The organism is Pseudomonas sp. B424 (genome assembly GCF_055408345.1).
The window spans coordinates 60,234-76,308 of the sequence record NZ_JBUZTL010000023.1 but is presented as its reverse complement, the minus strand read 5'-3'; the positions used below and the strand labels follow the sequence as shown (position 1 = coordinate 76,308).

Genomic DNA, 16,075 nt, shown 5'->3' with positions numbered 1-16,075 from the left:
ATGGTAGTGTGGGGTTTCCCCATGTGAGAGTAGGTCATCGTCAAGATTAAATTCCAAACCCCCTGTCTGCTAACGCAGACAGGGGGTTTGTTTTTGTGCTGAGAAAAGTTGCAGCGACAAGCTGAACGTCTTCGACCTATCACCACTGTTCCATCATATAACTGGCTTGCAGCATCGCTTTTTAGAAAGCAAAAAAAACCACCTCGAAAGGTGGTTTTTTAGCATGCGACTCAGTCACCGTAGTAGATACATCCACTGGTGCAGGTTTCATGAATTCGGATCGCGGACAGTTCTGGAAGCAAAGGCTTGAGCTGTTGCCAGATCCACTTGGCCAGCACTTCGCTGGTTGGATTTTCCAGGCCCGGGATATCGTTCAGGTAATTGTGATCAAGGCGTTCATAAAGTGGTTTGAAAATCGCTTTGATTTCCGAAAAGTCCCGGATCCAGCCTGTTGCAGGATCGATGTCGCCGCTCAAATGGATCGCCACTTTGAAGGAGTGTCCATGTAAACGGCCGCATTTATGACCCTCAGGAACATAAGGCAGGCGATGCGCAGATTCGAAGGTAAACTCTTTGAAAATTTCCACAGTGTTTATAGCTCTTGAAGAGGTGACTATCGCCTGGGCGATGAATACAGGCCCGCAGTTTAGCAGTTAACGCCCAGTGCAGGTGCATAGCTCCCCACGATCACTGCGCAATCGGGGAGGGCGCGGACAATTCAGTTTCAGTTAAGGCAGTAGCGCTATGGTTCAAGCCTTTGATCTGGCAAGAATGACATTGAACGGAGGCCTTTGAGGCAAGTGATGACAGTGAACGTACGAATTGGCGGATTTTTCGTGCTGATGCTTTCTGCTTTCTGTTCTTTGGCTATTGCGCGGGACTTGGGGCAAGACGAGGCACTGCGTCTGCGTGAGCAAGGTCTTATCCAGCCTCTGGAGCAACTGCTGCAAACAGCCCTCGCGCGCCATCCGGGCGCAAAGCTGCTGGAAGTAGAGCTGGAGGAGGATGACGATGTTTATGTCTATGAAGTTGAGCTGCTTACGCCCGATGGCGTAGTGCGCGAAATCAAGCTGAATGCCAGTAATGGCCAATTGCTCAAAGATGAGGTGGATGATTAATGCGGTTGCTGTTGGTAGAAGATCATGTGCCCTTGGCCGACGAACTGATGGCTGGTTTAGCCCGTCTGGGTTATGCGGTTGATTGGTTGGCCGATGGCCGTGATGCCCTGTACCAGGGGCAAAGTGAACCGTATGACCTGATTATTCTTGATCTGGGCTTGCCCGGGTTACCCGGTCTTGATGTGCTCAAACAATGGCGCGTTCAAGGGCTGATTACGCCCGTACTGATTCTGACGGCTCGTGGTTCCTGGTCTGAACGGATTGAGGGCCTTAAAGCCGGTGCTGATGATTATGTGACCAAGCCGTTTCATCCCGAGGAATTACAGTTGCGGGTGCAGGCGCTGTTGCGCCGCGCTCACGGCCAAGCGAATCAGCCTTTACTGAAGTCTGCGGGGCTGCAACTGGATGAGGCCCGTCAATGTGTGGTCAATGATGGCGCGCAGGTACAGCTGACTGCGGCCGAGTTTCGCCTTTTGCGATATTTCATGTTGCATCCGCAGCAGATTCTTTCAAAAAGCCATTTGGCTGAGCATCTCTATGACGGTGAGACCGAGCGGGACTCCAATGTGCTGGAGGTCCATGTGAATCATCTACGTCGCAAACTTGGGCGCGAGGTAATCGAAACCCGACGTGGCCAAGGTTATATTTTCGGCGCGAGCAGTCAGTGAAATCCATACAGAGGCGCTTGAGCCTGGGTCTGGTCAGTGTTCTGTTGATTGCAGGCCTTGTCGTAGGGCAGGTCAGTCTCTGGCTATTCGAAAGCGGCCTTCAGCGTTACCTGGAATCAGGCCTGCAAAACGACAGCGAGAACCTGCTCATAGCATTGAACCGTGGTCCCCAGGGCTTGCAGCTGGATGAACGACGGCTCTCGCCTGCTTACCAGCGACCTTTTTCCGGGCACTATTTCAGCATCGAATTTGGCGATACTCACTGGCGCTCACGTTCCTTGTGGGACGCCCAATTAGCGCGACCCAGCCAGCCCGGGCTGGGCAGCATCTTGCAGCCAGGTCCCGAAGGGCAGATGTTGTTGGTCTTGCGCAGTGACTACCAGCGCTTTGGCCAAGCGATTTCCATCAGTGTGGCTCAGGACTACACCCCTATAAGTGAAAGCTTCAAGCAGGTTCGGCAGATCGGATTGGGCATTGGCATTTTTGCCCTGGTCGTTATTTTACTCCTGCAGCGAGTCACTGTCCGACGGGCTCTGCTGCCGCTGGAAACGGCACGCAAACAGATTGCCCAGTTGCAATCGGGGCAGCGCTCGCAGCTTGATGCACAGGTGCCGCTTGAGCTTGAGCCTTTGGTCACGCAGATAAACCATTTGCTGGCCCATACCGAAGACAACCTCAAACGCTCGCGCAATGCGCTGGGTAACCTGGGGCATGCATTAAAAACGCCGTTGGCTGTGCTGATCAGCCTGGCCAATGATCCACAGCTTGCTGCTCACCCTCAGATCCAGACCACACTCAGGGAACAGTTGGAGCAGATACAGCAACGCATGGGGCGAGAGCTCAATCGTGCTCGCCTGGCCGGTGATGCCTTGCCAGGCGCCCAGTTTGATGCAGATGCTGAGTTGCCAGGGCTACTGGCGACCCTTGGCATGATTCACGGTGAGCACCTGGACCTGGTGCTCAATACACCTCCCGGGCTGCATCTGCCCTGGGATCGTGAGGATATGCTCGAATTGCTCGGCAATCTCCTGGATAACGCCTGCAAATGGGCCGATTCCCGTGTCGAGTTGTATGTTGCCCAAACAGCCGGCGGGTTCGTGATTGAGGTACAGGATGATGGGCCGGGCATCCCTGAGGCTGAGCGCGATCAGGTGATCAGTCGGGGTGCGCGGCTGGACGAGCAAGCCAGTGGCCATGGCCTTGGCTTGGGTATAGTGCGAGACATCGTTGATGTCTGGGGAGGGCAGATGGAACTTGAATCGGGTGTATTGGGCGGGTTGTTGGTAAGGATCAACCTTCCGGGGCGTACGTCAAAGGCGACGACGGCGTAAAGCCTGTCGTCGCCTTTGACGCCATACGTCAGACGCGAAACTGATCCATCAGTGTTTGCTGTTGGTTTGCCAGCGAGTTGAGTGACTGGCTGACCCGCGCAGATTCATTGGCCTGTTCGGACAATGATTCTGTTACATCGCGAATAGTGGCAATGTTGTTGTTGATTTCTTCCGCCACCGCGCTCTGTTCTTCCGCGGCGCTGGCAATCTGCAGGTTCATGTCAGTAATGACAGTCACGGCATTGCCGATTTGCTGCAAGGCTGTGACTGCTTGCCCTACCTGCTCGACACTGCCCTGGGCCTGGCGATGGCTGTTGTTCATGGAACTCACCACTTCTTGAGTGCCGGCTTGCAGTTGTTCGATTACCTGGCGGGTTTCCTCGACGGACTCCTGGGTCCGGCGCGCCAGGTTGCGTACCTCGTCAGCCACCACCGCAAAACCGCGCCCGGCTTCGCCTGCTCGTGCCGCTTCGATCGCAGCGTTCAGGGCGAGCAAGTTGGTCTGTTCGGCAATGGCACGAATCACTTCCAGTACCGAACCAATCTTCTCGCTATTGGCAGCCAGCCCTTCAACCTGAGCCATGGCCTCGCTCATGTCGGCGGCCAGATGATCGATGCTGGTGGTGGTGCGGTCAATAATGGTGAGCCCCTGGCGTGTGGCCTGATCGGCATCTCGGGCGGCCTGGGCCGCCTGCGCCGCACTGCGGGCGACATCTTGCGCCGTGGCGCTCATCTCGTGGGAGGCCGTGGCCGCCTGGTCGACCTGGCGGTACTGTTGTTCCATGCCGGCACTGGTCTGGGTGGCAATGGCGGCTGACTGGTCAGCCGTGCTGCGGGCATCCTGCACCGAGCGTTTGACCTCGGCGATGGTGGGTTGCAGCTTGTCGAGGAACCGGTTGAACCAACTGGCCAGTTGGCCCAATTCGTCTTTTTTATCGTAGGCCAGGCGCCGGGTCAGATCGCCTTCACCGCTGGCTATATCTTCGAGCATGTTGGCCACGCTCAGGATTGGGCGCGTGACGCTCCGGGCCATCAGCCACACCAGCAGCAGCCCGATAATGGCAGCGAGGGAGCCCCAGGCCAGTTCGATCAGGGCCCCGGTTTTATTGCCTTGGTCCAGCTCTGCCTGCAGCGTCTGGGCCGGTCCGATCAGGACCTTTTCAGGCACATCCAGCAGCACGCCCCAAGGCTTGCTGCCGGGGATCGGCAGGAAGGGGGTCAGAACTTTCAAGCGCTGTTGCCCGCGAATACTTTGGGCCTGACCGCCAGTGGCCGTCATTTGAATCAGTTGGGCACCGTCATTGGCATCTACTTGATCAAGGTGTTGACCAAGTTTGCTGGCATCAGCGCTGAAGCCCGCCAATACGCCCGCAGAGCTCACAATGCCTACGCGGGTCTGCCCGTCGTACAGTTTCTGGCTGGCTTGCAGGCTGATGGCCTGCAAGCTGTTGAGGTTGATATCAACCGACAGTGACGCGATGACTTTGCCATCAACCATCAGTGGGAAAACGATGCTGGTCAGCAACACGCTTTGCCCGTCGATCTGATAAAAATAAGGTTCGATAATGCAGGGTTTTTGCGTTGTGCGCGGGCAGGTGAACCACATGTTATTGGCCTGGCCGCTGGGCCCGGTGCTGGTGTCGGCCATGTCGGACTCGGGCAATGCCATCGAGGTCAGCTTGCCCGGTGTCGGCTGCGACCAGTAAAGGGCGAAGCGGCCCTTGTCATTGCTGCCAAGCTCTTTTTGATGGTCGAATAACTGGTCCTTGCCATCGAGTGCGTTGGCTTCAAATACCAGGGACAGGCCCAGCAAGTCCGGATTGGCCTGCAAGGCGGCTTTGACCTGACGGGTCAGGTCTTCACGCAGGTCGAAGGCATCCAGAAAGCGTTTTTCGGATTGCTCACGCAAGAACAGGACCTGGCGTGCGAATCCGTTGCCGTATTGATAGGCATCCATGAACTGACGGCTGATAGCCAGTGCCTGGGCTTCACCCTGAGCCTCAATGCGGGCTTGTGCGGCTTCATTCAGCATCTGTGTGCTTGATGCTTCTACCAGATCGGCAGTGCGATCCATGCGATAGAGGGAAAGCCCTACCAGCAGGGTCACAACACCCAGCAGGCAGAGTCCGGCGAGGAGGGTGATTTTCCATTGGATGGAAAGCTGTCTGAGCGACATGGTGACGTCCTAAAAAGAGGCTTTGACTGTTAGCGGCCGCCCGGGACATTTCTTTATGCGTAACGCCGGTCTTTTAGTGTTTTACACACGCTTGAAAAATCCGATTTAGCCCTTTGATTACTAGGGTTAAGGGCTGTTCCGGCCGATTGGGCTGGGGGCTATGGCATGCGCTTTGACAAGGCGCCGATGGTGCTGCAAAGTGTGTGCCCCCAAATAAGTCCACCCTTCCAGATTCGGCGATTGGAACGGTCGTCTTTTGCCCGGAATTTTCCGCTTTACGGTGTTCTATCGTGGTGCGCGCTATGAGGTTGTAATGATGAATGCAGTAATTGCCGCGGTTGGCATCATGCTGGTGCTCAGTCTGTCCCGTGTGCACGTGGTAATCGCACTGATCGTGGGTGCCGTGGTTGGCGGCCTCGTTGGCGGGCTGAGCATCGAGGCAACGCTCGAAGCGTTCAATGGCGGTCTGGGTGGTGGCGCACAGGTGGCGTTGTCCTATGCCATGTTGGGTGCCTTTGCAGTGGCGATCGCCAAGTCAGGCATGGCCCACGCACTGGCCGACAAAGCGTTGCTTTTGGTCAACCGGCAACAGGCAGTCGGCGGTAATCGCATCAAGTGGCTATTGATCGGTCTGCTGCTGGTGGTTGCTATCAGTTCGCAGAACATTTTGCCGATCCACATCGCCTTTATTCCTTTATTGGTTCCGCCCCTGCTGTATGTGCTGACCAAGCTGAAAATTGACCGGCGCCTGATCGCCTGTGTCATGACGTTTGGTTTGATTACGCCGTACATGTTCTTGCCGGTGGGCTTTGGCAATATCTTCCTCAATCAGATTCTGCTCGCCAACGTCAGCAAGAGTGGCGTGGATATCAGCCAGGTCAATGTCACCCATGCCATGGCAATCCCTGCGCTGGGGATGCTGGTTGGCTTGTTGGTGGCTGTATTTATCAGTTATCGCAAAAAACGCGAATATGACCTGGAAAAAATCGAACAGGTCGAGCAAGTTGCCGTCAGCTACAACCCGCGCACACTGCTGGTGGCCGGTGTGGCCATTGCCTGCGCGTTTATTATTCAGCTGTGGCTGGGCTCCATGATCATTGGTGCGTTGTCGGGCTTCTTGATATTTTCGGCGTCCGGAATTGTGCGTTGGCGCGAGACTGACGATCTGTTTACCGAAGGCATGAAAATGATGGCCATGATTGGTTTCATCATGATCGCAGCCTCGGGTTTTGCAGAAGTGTTGAAAGCCACCGGTGAGGTCAAATCTCTGGTTGAGGCATCTGCCGGCTGGATCAACCACAGCAAGGGCGTGGGTGCGCTGCTGATGTTGCTGGTCGGGCTGCTGGTGACCATGGGCATCGGTTCGTCATTTTCGACAGTGCCGATTCTGGCGGCCATTTTTGTGCCGCTATGCGTACAGTTGGGGTTCAGCCCGATGGCCATTGTTTGCATCGTCGGTACGGCGGGTGCCTTGGGTGATGCCGGCTCCCCGGCGTCGGACTCCACGCTGGGCCCGACTTCCGGTTTGAATGTGGACGGTCAGCATCACCATATCTGGGATACCGTGGTGCCCACTTTCCTGCATTACAACTTGCCGCTGCTGGCTTTTGGCTGGGTAGCGGCAATGACGTTGTAAGGTCCAGGCCTGTCGGGTTTCAGGGCAGTTCGATGCGGCCGACTTCTCCGGGGACGGTTGGCCAGTCGCCTGCGGCCCAGCGGGTTCTCGCCTGCTCGATCAGGCCCTGATCACTGGCGACGAAGTTCCAGTTCATGCGGCGCGGGCCATCGAGCGCTGCGCCGCCGATCAATACCAGGTGGCAGTCACTTGCGGCATACAGCGTCATTGCCTCGCCTGCGGGCAACACCACCAGGCTACGCGGCTCAAGTGCCTGATTTTCCAGCTGCGCTTCCCCTTCCAGTACATACAGCGCGCGCTCCGGGTGTTCGGCCGGGATAAGCAGTGTGGTGGCTGTTTGCATCTGCACTTCGGCATACAGGGTCGGTGAGAGCACTGGCACGGGTGAGGTCAGGCAGAAACCGGTGCCGGCAATCATACGGATTTTAACGCCCAGATTATCGCTGAACGGCAAGCTGTCGGCGGGGTGGTGGCTGTAGTGCCCCGAGCCTTGCTCGTGTTCCTTGGGGGACGCCAGCCAGACTTGCAGGCCATGCAGGCTTGAGCCTTGCGCGAGCGCAGCGGCGGGCGTGCGTTCGATATGGGCAATGGCCGCGCCTGCGGTCATCCAGCTCACGTCGCCAGGGCCGACTTGCTGGTCAGAGCCCAGGCTGTCCTTGTGCTGGAGTTGGCCTTCAAACAGCCAGGTCAGTGTAGACAGACCAATGTGCGGGTGCTGCCGGATGTTCATCCCGTGGCCGGGCGGGTAGTACGTAGGCAGCATGTGATCGAAAAACACAAAAGGGCCGACGCTGCGGCATTTGGCTGACGGCAGGGGGCGCAGGATCGGTTGGCCTTCGACCTCTTCGGCGCGCGGACTAATCACGGTCAGTGTGGGCATTGGACGGTCCCGGCAATGGAGAAGCGTTGAGCATAACCCAACGCTTCTCAGGCCTGCAGGTACAGCCTGTGCGCTACTGGCTGAAAGCGCCTTCAGACAGGTGGGTTTCGATGGTGATCTCGGCGGTGGTCATCAGTTTATGCACCGGACATTTGTCTGCCACGTTGTGCAGCTCATCGCGCTGGGCGTCGGTCAGTACACCTTTGAGCGTCAGTTTGACGTGCAGCGCGTACTTGCCTTTTTGCTCTTCGCTGGCGTCGTGTTTGACTTCAACGGTCACGCCGGTGAGCGGGATTTCCTTCTTTTGCGCGTAGAGCTTGAGCGTCAGCGCCTTGCAGGCACCGAGGGCCGCGTCAAAGTAATCATGGGGGGAGGGGGCAGAGCTTTCACCGCCCATGGATTTAGGCAGATCGGTAAACACCTCGTGATCGTCGATTTTAATGCTGTGACGAAAACCTTCGTGGGACTCGGTAATAACGGTAACAGTCATGGCAAACCTCGGAGTGGCAGTGATAAAGGTCCTGATCTTTATAGAGCATACGGGGAGTCATGCGTTCCCTTTGATCCCGAACTGAAACCTTGCGTGGCCTCGCAGGTCTACTGGAGTTAATAAAACAGGAGGTGGCAGGTGCGATTGAAACACTGCGTTCTGGCGTTGGCTCTGGCGGCTTACGGCACTTGGGTCCAGGCCCGTGACTACGCCTATAGCGATGCGCACCTGCATTACGTCGATTTCTTCCAGGAAACGGCGGGGATGGACAAGTTGCTGGCGGCCATGGCTCAAAACCGTATCGAGCACGTCATGATCTCCGGTATTCCGGTTGCCAAGAAGTGGCATGAAGACGAGCCCAAGCGGCCACGCTACTACGCGGGTGATGATGCGGATGCCTACTGGTTCAGTGCAACGGATGTATGGGTGGCTGCGGCGGTCAGGGGATTGACTGCAAAGCAGCGTCGGCACTTTCATCCGTTTCTGTCAGGTTTCAATCCAAATGACAAAAATTCGGCGGCACATATCCAGCGCATGCTGGATCTCGACCCCGGGCTGTGGCAAGGCATCGGCGAGGTATTTACCCGCCATGATGACCTGACGGCGCTGATCGCCGGGGATACGCCGCGTGCCAACAATGAAGCCATGAACAAGGTTTACACCCTGGCTGGCGAACATGATTTGCCGGTTCTGTTGCACTCCAATATCACGTCTAAACGCGAAAGGAACCCGCTGTATCTGGCCGAGCTGGAGGAGCCCCTGGCCCGGCATCCCGATACCCGCTTTATCTGGGCCCACGCTGGCACCAGCGCCGAGATTCATCGGCATCAGACCCAGATGCCATTTCTACTGCCAACGCTCACCCGGCTATTGGCCACTTACCCCAATCTCTACGTAGACCTGTCCTGGAGCATGCTCACGCCTTATCTGCTGGATGAACAGGGAAAGGCAAGGCCTGAGTGGATCACGCTGGTAGAGCGCTTCCCGGGGCGTTTTATGCTGGGGTCGGATGTAGTGGGGCGTTTCGACAAGTTAGGTGAGGAATTACGCAGTTTTGACCCGTTCCTCGATGCATTGCCCTCAGATGTTGCGCAAAAGGTCGCGAGGGACAATTTCTTGTCCGTGTTGCCGAAGCCGCGTCCATAAGCTTTTTCCAGGCAAAAAAATGCCCCGAATGATCGGGGCATTTTTATTTCGCGAGTGGAAGGCTTATTTGCCAGTCCAGCGCTTCAGTACCAGGGTGGCGTTAGTACCACCGAAGCCGAAGCTGTTGCTCATCACATTGTTCAGCGTGACGTTCTCGCGGGTCTTGGTCAGGATCGGCATGTCGGCTACGACCGGATCGATTTCATCGATATTGGCCGAGCCGGCGATGAAGTTGCCTTCCATCATCAGCAAGCAGTAGATCGCTTCGTGAACGCCGGCGGCACCCAGGGAGTGACCCGACAGGCTCTTGGTCGAGCTGATGGCTGGCGCCTTGTCACCGAACACCGCACGAACACCTTCCATTTCCTTGGCGTCGCCTACCGGAGTAGAGGTGCCATGGGTGTTGAGGTAGTCGATCGGGCCGTCAACGGTGGACATTGCCATCTGCATGCAGCGGATGGCGCCTTCACCGCTAGGTGCAACCATGTCGTAGCCGTCGGAAGTCGCGCCGTAGCCGACGATTTCGGCGTAGATCTTGGCGCCACGGGCCAGTGCGTGTTCCAGCTCTTCAACCACGACCATGCCACCACCACCGGCGATGACGAAGCCATCACGGTTTTTGTCGTAGGCACGGGACGCTTTTTCAGGCGTCTCGTTGTATTGAGTGGAGAGGGCACCCATGGCGTCGAACAGGAACGACTGGCTCCAGTGCTCTTCTTCGCCGCCGCCGGCAAACACGATGTCCTGCTTGCCCAGCTGGATCTGCTCTACTGCAGTACCGATGCAATGAGCACTGGTGGCGCAGGCAGAGGAAATCGAGTAGTTCACGCCCTTGATTTTGAAGGGAGTGGCCAGACAGGCGGAAACGGTGCTGCCCATGGTCCGCGTGACGCGGTACGGGCCAACACGCTTGACGCCTTTTTCGCGCAGGATGTCCAGCGCTTCCATCTGGTTCAAGGTCGACGCGCCACCGGAGCCGGCGATCAGGCCGGTACGCGGGTTGGAGACTTGCTCCTCGGTCAGGCCCGAATCAGTGATGGCGTCTTTCATGGCCAGGTAGGCGTAAGCCGCTGCGTGGCCGACGAAGCGATAGATCTTGCGATCGATCAGCTCTTCGAGAGGCAGGTCAATGGAGCCGGAAACCTGGCTACGCAGACCCATTTCGGCATATTCCGGGTTGAATCGGATGCCAGGGCGACTTGCACGCAGGTTAGCGGAGACGGTCTCTTTGTCATTGCCCAGGCACGAAACGATGCCCAGACCAGTGATAACGACGCGGCGCATGCGGATAACCCTTAAAAGTTGTCAGTGGAAGTAAATACGCCGACCCGAAGGCCTTCGGCAGTATAAATCTCGCGACCGTCGACAGTCACCGAACCATCGGCAATGGCCAGGTTCAGTTTGCCCTTGAGGACGCGCTTGATTTGAATGTTGTAGGTGACTTTTTTGGCGGTCGGCAGGACCTGGCCAAAGAACTTCACTTCGCCCGAACCCAGGGCGCGACCGCGGCCCGGCAGGCCTTGCCAGCCCAGATAGAAGCCGACCAATTGCCACATGGCGTCGAGGCCCAGGCAACCTGGCATCACCGGATCGCCTTCAAAATGGCAGGCGAAAAACCACAGGTCCGGGTTGATATCCAGCTCGGCGACCAATTCACCTTTGCCGTACTTGCCACCCTCTTCACTGATATGGGTGATGCGATCCACCATCAGCATATTAGGGGCGGGCAGTTGCGCGTTACCTGGGCCGAACAGCTCGCCGCGGCTACAGCGCAGCAAATCTTCCCGAGTAAAGGCGTTTTGTTTGGTCATGCGAGCTCCTCAATAATCCCATGCAGCAGGGTGGGGCAAATCTTCCCGACCAACTGAAACATATGCGTTCCAGTTCGCCAGCCTACACATAGACTATTGCGTTGTAGTGAAAGTCACAGCGCAAAGGGCAAGAATGTACACTTGTGCACTGAAAATTTAAATCAGGCCGGTTCAGGGGCCCATTCGGGTGCCTAAGACTGCCGCACTTTTGTGTTTAACGCCAGTAATTAGCCATAAGTTACTGGACCCAGCGCTGCAGAATCTGTTCCAGATCAGCTCGTTTGAACGGCTTGGCAAGGTAATCGTTCATTCCGGCCTGCAGGCAGGTTTCCCGATCGCCCTGCAGCGCATTGGCGGTCAAGGCAATGATGGGCAGGGTCATGCAGCCGGGCAGTTGTCGGATTTGCCGCGTGGCCTCGTAGCCGTTGATGATCGGCAGCCGACAATCCATCAAGATGGCGGCGAAGGGCTCGGTGTTGGCGAAATGAATGGCCTGCGCGCCATCAGTGACCACGCTCACTTCGTATCCCAGGCTGCTCAACATGGCTTCAGTCACTGTCTGGTTGACCGGATTGTCTTCTACCAGCAGCACCCTGCGGCCCTGGGAGCAGGCCGGTTCGGCCTCCAGGACCGGGCGCTGGCTGAGCGTCACCGGCTGATGCAGTTCCAGCGGAATTTCCAGGGTGAACACCGAGCCCTGTGCCTCTTCACTCATGGCATGCAGCGTGCCGCCCATGCGCTCGGCCAGCGTGCGGGCGATGGGCAGACCCAGCCCTGTACCGCCATAGCGCCGTGAAATCGAGCTGTCGGCTTGCTGGAAGGCAGTGAACATCGAATCCAGTTTTTCGGTGCTGATCCCGATCCCGCTGTCGCGAACGGCACAGGTGAACCAGATCAGCTCGTGATCCAGTACCTGCCAAACCGGCTCGATACTGACCCGGCCATGTTCGGTGAACTTCAGGGCATTGCCGACCAGATTGACCAGGATTTGCCGGATCCGGGTCGGGTCGCCCAGCACATTCAAGTCCTGCAAGCCTGCAGGGAGGGTCAGCTGCAAGTGCAGGCCGCGTTGTACGGCGTTGTGCTGGAACGCCTGAGCGCAGTTGCTGACCAGTTCGGCGAGATTGAAGGGGATGTGCTCCAGCTCCAGCGTCGAACGTTCGATACGCGAGAAGTCGAGGATATCGTTGATGACCTTGAGCAAGTGCTCGGTTGATTCAGACGCGAGGGCGGCATATTCAGCCTGCTCTTCGCTCATCTGCGTGGTTTCGAGCAGCTGCAGCATCCCGAGCACGCCATTCATGGGGGTACGCAGTTCGTGGCTCATCATGGCCAGAAAGTCGGTTTTGGCCCGGTTGGCCCGCTCGGCCTCTTCCCGGGCCTGGATCAGTTGCGCCATGGCGGTCTGCTGCTCACGACTGGCCTGCTCAAGGCCTTCGGCCAGGTTGTTGATGTGTTGGGCCAGGCTGCCCAGCTCGCCATCGTCGACCACCGGTAAAGGAGTCTGGTAGTCGCCTTGCTGGATAGCCTTGACCGCATCGCTCATGTCACTGATGGGCTTGGACAGGTTGGACGCCAGGCGCCTGGCCAGCAGATAGGTGAAACCCAGCGCAAACAGGGCGAGGATCATGGCCTTGAGCAGGATTTCCTGCTGGCGCGTGCTGAACGCATCGCTGGACATGCCCACCAGTACCCGGCCCAGATAATCTTCTGGTGGCACGGGTGTCCGGCCGTTGCTCAGCAACAGAAAGTCGCCTGAAGGGCTTTTTTGCAACCGTACCGTGGCCTGGAACACCTCAACCTGTGACCCTTGATCAACGCTGGCGGTCGGGTGTTCGGCGTGAGCCAGCACATCGTTTGCAGGGCCTTGTACCTGTACGAACTGAACGTGAGGGATGTTCAGCGAGGCTTTTATCAGGTTTTCCAGGACGGGCGTGTTACCGGTGATGACTCCGTACTCGGTGGCGGGGGCCAATTGGTTGGCGATCAGCTGGCCTGTGTGATTGAGCTCCTGACGCAAATCCTGGATTCGTACAAAAGTAAAAAAGCTGATCAACAGCAAGGTCAACAACAAGGCCGGGCCCAGGCTCATCATTTGGGTGCGTGTGTGGATATCCCACCGACTGCGAGCCATCATGGGTAGAAGGTTCCGTGAGTCAGCCGCAGACTGGTGAATGCATCGCCCGCAAGCGTTGTCATCCGTGACTTCAAGTTGTTCATCATGATGCGCAGCCGGGCTGCTCCCTGGATGTGAGTACCAAGGCGCATGTTAACCGAGGCGCTGCACTTTTTCAGTCAAAGGCCTCCATGTGCCAAGGGGCTGGTCGCGGGGGATGTGCTCCGTATAATGCCGCCATTGCCACTGCTAGATGGAAAACGGGATTGCATATGACTGAACAGCACGCTATTGCGGTCTTGGGAGGCGGAAGCTTTGGCACCGCCGTGGCCAACTTGCTGGCAGAGAACGGTCATCGTGTACATCAGTGGATGCGCGACCCCGAGCAAGCCGAGGCGATTCGCCTCAATCGAGAAAACCCTCGTTACCTTAAAGGCATCAAGATTCATCCCGGAGTCGAGCCGGTTACCGACCTGCAAGCGACGCTCGATGCCTGCGAACTGTGTTTTGTGGCATTGCCGTCCAGTGCCTTGCGCAGTGTGCTGGCGGCACACGCCGAGCGCTTGAGCGGCAAAATGCTGGTCAGCCTGACCAAAGGTATTGAAGCGCACAGTTTCAAGCTGATGAGCGAGATCCTTGAAGAAATCGCTCCGCAAGCCCGTATCGGGGTGTTGTCCGGGCCCAACCTGGCGCGAGAAGTCGCTGAGCATGCCCTGACCGCCACCGTCGTCGCCAGTGCCGATGAAGACCTTTGCAGCCGCGTTCAGGCGGCGCTGCATGGCCGTACCTTCAGGGTCTATGCCAGTGCCGACCGGTTCGGGGTGGAGCTGGGCGGGGCATTGAAAAACGTTTACGCGATCATCGCCGGGATGGCTGTGGCGCTGGGTATGGGTGAAAACACCAAGAGCATGCTGATCACCCGAGCCTTGGCAGAAATGACCCGGTTTGCCGTCAGCCAGGGTGCTAACCCGATGACCTTTCTTGGATTGGCCGGTGTAGGCGATTTGATCGTCACCTGCTCATCGCCCAAAAGCCGCAACTATCAGGTGGGGTTTGCCTTGGGCCAGGGGTTGAGCCTGGAGGACGCGGTCGCCAGTTTGGGCGAAGTGGCCGAAGGCGTGAACACCCTCAAGGTGCTCAAGGCCAAGGCGCAGGAGCTGAACGTTTACATGCCGTTGGTTGCAGGGCTGCATGCCATTTTGTTCGAGGGTTACACCCTGGACCAGGTGATCGGCCAGCTGATGCGCGGCGAGCCCAAGACGGATGTCGACTTTATCTCCACCAGTGGTTTCAACTGAGTACGACAGGAGCTGCACATGAACGGTACTAAAAACGCACCCAAGTACGAATCCCTCGTGTTGCGCGTGCTGTGGATGCTGGTTTTCTTCTTTATCTGGCAAGTTGCGCAACTGGTGCTCGGCGGGCTGGTCCTGGTGCAACTGGTTTACCGGGTGGTCTACGGTGCTCCCAATGGCGGGCTGATGAACTTTGGTGACAGCCTGAGCCTTTATCTGGCACAGATTGGGCGTTTTGGCAGTTTTCACACCGAGCAAAAACCCTGGCCGTTTGCCGACTGGCCTGCTGCACGGGCGCCAGAAGGTGAAGCGCCTTACGGGGCAGCCGCCAACAGCGACGAGACCAAGCCATGAAACTCTGGGTTTTGCGCCACGGCGAAGCCGAGCCGCACGCCCGGCGTGATGCCGAGCGTGAACTTACGGCTCACGGCCGTGAGCAGGTGCTGCACAGCGCAGCCCGGCTGATTGGCCAGCCGCTGGACAGCATTTTGGTCAGCCCTTACGTGCGGGCCCGGCAGACCGCCGAGCTGGTGCGCAAGACCCTGGGTTTTACATCCGGACTTGTCACCGTGCCATGGCTGACCCCTGACAGCGAGCCCAAGTTCGCAATCAGCAAGCTGCCGGATACGGGCAATGTGCTGCTGGTCAGCCATCAGCCGTTTGTTGGTGACCTGATCAGCCTGTTGCTGCACGGCAACCTGCGTCAGCCCCAACCCATGCAGACTGCCAGCCTGGTGGAGCTTGAAGGTGAATGGCCGCTGGCCGGCAGCATGACGTTGCTCAGTGTGTATCACCCCTGATCATGCCGATGGTTGCAGATCCCGGTCATAGTGAAAGATAGTTGGGGGCGGATTAATGGCTTTTTGACGCCTATGTCGAAGGGCCATTGCACCGCCACCACATTCACTGACCAAGGAATGACCGCATGATCTTGTGGACTACCCCGCCAGACCTGGCGCGCCTTAATGAAATGCGCAAAAACACGATTTGCGACGTGCTGGACATCACCTTCGATGCCTTCGATGACCACTCGATTACGGCAAGCATGGTGGTCGATCATCGTACCCACCAACCGTTCGGCTTGCTGCATGGTGGCGCGTCGGTGGTCCTTGCCGAAACCCTGGGCTCGATGGCCAGCTTTATGTGTATCGATACCCAAAAATTCTATTGCGTGGGCCTTGAGGTCAACGCCAATCACTTGCGTGGCGTGCGCAGCGGCCGGGTGAGTGCCGTGGCGCGCCCGGTGCACATGGGCCGCACTACCCATGTCTGGGATATCCGCCTGAGCGATGACAGCGGCAAGCCCAGCTGTATTTCCCGCCTTACCATCGCCATTGTTCCCTTGGGGGAAACACCGCCAGTTCGGTGATCAAACGGCCAGACAATGGCCGTAGTGTCCTCACTCATG

15 protein-coding genes and 2 pseudogenes are annotated in these 16,075 nt (G+C 57.5%); 9 read left to right on the top strand and 8 right to left on the bottom strand.

The genetic code is table 11. The features are described 5' to 3' along the window. Positions 1 to 230: 230 nt before the first annotated feature. On the bottom strand, positions 231 to 587 hold the full coding sequence (gene queD, locus ACZRMS_RS21505) for a 6-carboxytetrahydropterin synthase QueD (RefSeq protein WP_082136262.1): 357 nt from the start codon (positions 585 to 587) through the stop codon (positions 231 to 233). A 216-nt stretch (positions 588 to 803) separates the two neighbouring features. Here queD and ACZRMS_RS21500 point away from each other — a divergent pair, with 216 nt between their 5' ends. From ACZRMS_RS21500 to ACZRMS_RS21490, 3 genes are read left to right on the top strand one after another with little or no spacing between them, the layout of a single operon-like run. Beyond that, positions 804 to 1,118 (top strand): PepSY domain-containing protein, encoded by a 315-nt coding sequence (locus ACZRMS_RS21500; RefSeq protein WP_463996987.1) that lies wholly within the window; start codon positions 804 to 806, stop codon positions 1,116 to 1,118. Next, a complete protein-coding gene (locus tag ACZRMS_RS21495; protein ID WP_463996986.1) occupies positions 1,118 to 1,786 on the top strand; it encodes a response regulator transcription factor in 669 nt (222 codons plus the stop codon). The genes ACZRMS_RS21500 and ACZRMS_RS21495 overlap by 1 nt, the downstream gene beginning before the upstream one ends. Continuing rightward, positions 1,783 to 3,117: a sensor histidine kinase gene (locus ACZRMS_RS21490; protein WP_463996985.1), complete on the top strand. Its 1,335-nt coding sequence runs from the start codon at positions 1,783 to 1,785 to the stop codon at positions 3,115 to 3,117. The genes ACZRMS_RS21495 and ACZRMS_RS21490 overlap by 4 nt, the downstream gene beginning before the upstream one ends. 28 nt (positions 3,118 to 3,145) lie before the next feature. Here the strand turns inward: ACZRMS_RS21490 and ACZRMS_RS21485 are convergent. Both ACZRMS_RS21485 and ACZRMS_RS21480 read right to left on the bottom strand, forming a co-directional pair. After that, positions 3,146 to 3,694 (bottom strand): annotated as a pseudogene (locus ACZRMS_RS21485) (methyl-accepting chemotaxis protein); the annotation flags it as partial. A 309-nt stretch (positions 3,695 to 4,003) separates the two neighbouring features. Further along, positions 4,004 to 4,150, bottom strand: a pseudogene (locus ACZRMS_RS21480) (HAMP domain-containing protein); the annotation flags it as partial. 1,459 nt (positions 4,151 to 5,609) lie between these two features. Between ACZRMS_RS21480 and ACZRMS_RS21475 the strand changes: the two are divergent. Continuing rightward, on the top strand, positions 5,610 to 6,929 hold the full coding sequence (locus tag ACZRMS_RS21475; protein ID WP_463996990.1) for a Na+/H+ antiporter family protein: 1,320 nt from the start codon (positions 5,610 to 5,612) through the stop codon (positions 6,927 to 6,929). Between the two features lie 19 nt (positions 6,930 to 6,948). Here the strand turns inward: ACZRMS_RS21475 and ACZRMS_RS21470 are convergent, their stop codons facing one another. After that, entirely contained in the window at positions 6,949 to 7,809 is an 861-nt protein-coding gene (locus tag ACZRMS_RS21470; protein WP_463996984.1) for a pirin family protein, read from the bottom strand. Between the two features lie 73 nt (positions 7,810 to 7,882). Then, positions 7,883 to 8,299: an OsmC family protein gene (locus ACZRMS_RS21465; RefSeq protein ID WP_048360660.1), complete on the bottom strand. Its 417-nt coding sequence runs from the start codon at positions 8,297 to 8,299 to the stop codon at positions 7,883 to 7,885. A gap of 138 nt (positions 8,300 to 8,437) precedes the next feature. On the opposite strand from ACZRMS_RS21465, the gene ACZRMS_RS21460 reads away from it, so the two are divergent. Continuing rightward, positions 8,438 to 9,445 carry an amidohydrolase family protein gene (locus tag ACZRMS_RS21460; protein WP_463996983.1) on the top strand — a complete coding sequence of 336 codons (1,008 nt, stop codon included), beginning with the start codon at positions 8,438 to 8,440 and terminating at the stop codon, positions 9,443 to 9,445. Positions 9,446 to 9,508: 63 nt separating this feature from the next. Here ACZRMS_RS21460 and fabB read toward each other — a convergent pair whose 3' ends face one another. From fabB to ACZRMS_RS21445, 3 genes are all read right to left on the bottom strand, one after another. After that, the gene (gene fabB, locus ACZRMS_RS21455; protein ID WP_463996982.1) at positions 9,509 to 10,729 is read right to left on the bottom strand and encodes a beta-ketoacyl-ACP synthase I; all 1,221 of its coding nucleotides are present in this window, start codon (positions 10,727 to 10,729) and stop codon (positions 9,509 to 9,511) included. Positions 10,730 to 10,740: 11 nt separating this feature from the next. Beyond that, entirely contained in the window at positions 10,741 to 11,256 is a 516-nt protein-coding gene (fabA, locus tag ACZRMS_RS21450; RefSeq protein WP_017529299.1) for a 3-hydroxyacyl-[acyl-carrier-protein] dehydratase FabA, read from the bottom strand. A gap of 238 nt (positions 11,257 to 11,494) precedes the next feature. After that, positions 11,495 to 13,393, bottom strand: a complete 1,899-nt coding sequence (locus ACZRMS_RS21445; protein WP_463996981.1) for an ATP-binding protein — start codon at positions 13,391 to 13,393, stop codon at positions 11,495 to 11,497. A 251-nt stretch (positions 13,394 to 13,644) separates the two neighbouring features. Between ACZRMS_RS21445 and ACZRMS_RS21440 the strand changes: the two genes are divergently transcribed. The 4 genes from ACZRMS_RS21440 (at position 13,645) to ACZRMS_RS21425 (ending at position 16,036) form a co-directional block, all read left to right on the top strand. After that, positions 13,645 to 14,670: an NAD(P)H-dependent glycerol-3-phosphate dehydrogenase gene (locus tag ACZRMS_RS21440; protein WP_463996980.1), complete on the top strand. Its 1,026-nt coding sequence runs from the start codon at positions 13,645 to 13,647 to the stop codon at positions 14,668 to 14,670. An 18-nt stretch (positions 14,671 to 14,688) separates the two neighbouring features. Next, on the top strand, positions 14,689 to 15,021 hold the full coding sequence (locus tag ACZRMS_RS21435) for a DUF4389 domain-containing protein (RefSeq protein ID WP_048360664.1): 333 nt from the start codon (positions 14,689 to 14,691) through the stop codon (positions 15,019 to 15,021). Continuing rightward, positions 15,018 to 15,467 (top strand): phosphohistidine phosphatase SixA, encoded by a 450-nt coding sequence (gene sixA / locus ACZRMS_RS21430; RefSeq protein WP_463996979.1) that lies wholly within the window; start codon positions 15,018 to 15,020, stop codon positions 15,465 to 15,467. Before ACZRMS_RS21435 ends, sixA begins: the two co-directional genes overlap by 4 nt. Before the next feature lie 125 nt (positions 15,468 to 15,592). Beyond that, positions 15,593 to 16,036, top strand: coding sequence for a hotdog fold thioesterase (locus tag ACZRMS_RS21425; protein ID WP_463996978.1), 444 nt, complete (start codon positions 15,593 to 15,595; stop codon positions 16,034 to 16,036). The last annotated feature ends 39 nt before the right edge of the window (positions 16,037 to 16,075 follow it).

What these genes read in the sequence shown, in the direction of transcription:
- ACZRMS_RS21500 (WP_463996987.1), top strand. Translation starts at nt 804, where the DNA reads ATGACAGTGAACGTACGAATTGGCGGATTTTTCGTGCTGATGCTTTCT.
- ACZRMS_RS21495 (WP_463996986.1), top strand. Translation starts at nt 1,118, where the DNA reads ATGCGGTTGCTGTTGGTAGAAGATCATGTGCCCTTGGCCGACGAACTG.
- ACZRMS_RS21475 (WP_463996990.1), top strand. Translation starts at nt 5,610, where the DNA reads ATGAATGCAGTAATTGCCGCGGTTGGCATCATGCTGGTGCTCAGTCTG.
- ACZRMS_RS21470 (WP_463996984.1), bottom strand. Translation starts at nt 7,809, where the DNA reads ATGCCCACACTGACCGTGATTAGTCCGCGCGCCGAAGAGGTCGAAGGC.
- ACZRMS_RS21465 (WP_048360660.1), bottom strand. Translation starts at nt 8,299, where the DNA reads ATGACTGTTACCGTTATTACCGAGTCCCACGAAGGTTTTCGTCACAGC.
- fabB (WP_463996982.1), bottom strand. Translation starts at nt 10,729, where the DNA reads ATGCGCCGCGTCGTTATCACTGGTCTGGGCATCGTTTCGTGCCTGGGC.
- fabA (WP_017529299.1), bottom strand. Translation starts at nt 11,256, where the DNA reads ATGACCAAACAAAACGCCTTTACTCGGGAAGATTTGCTGCGCTGTAGC.
- ACZRMS_RS21445 (WP_463996981.1), bottom strand. Translation starts at nt 13,393, where the DNA reads ATGATGGCTCGCAGTCGGTGGGATATCCACACACGCACCCAAATGATG.
- ACZRMS_RS21440 (WP_463996980.1), top strand. Translation starts at nt 13,645, where the DNA reads ATGACTGAACAGCACGCTATTGCGGTCTTGGGAGGCGGAAGCTTTGGC.
- ACZRMS_RS21435 (WP_048360664.1), top strand. Translation starts at nt 14,689, where the DNA reads ATGAACGGTACTAAAAACGCACCCAAGTACGAATCCCTCGTGTTGCGC.
- sixA (WP_463996979.1), top strand. Translation starts at nt 15,018, where the DNA reads ATGAAACTCTGGGTTTTGCGCCACGGCGAAGCCGAGCCGCACGCCCGG.
- ACZRMS_RS21425 (WP_463996978.1), top strand. Translation starts at nt 15,593, where the DNA reads ATGATCTTGTGGACTACCCCGCCAGACCTGGCGCGCCTTAATGAAATG.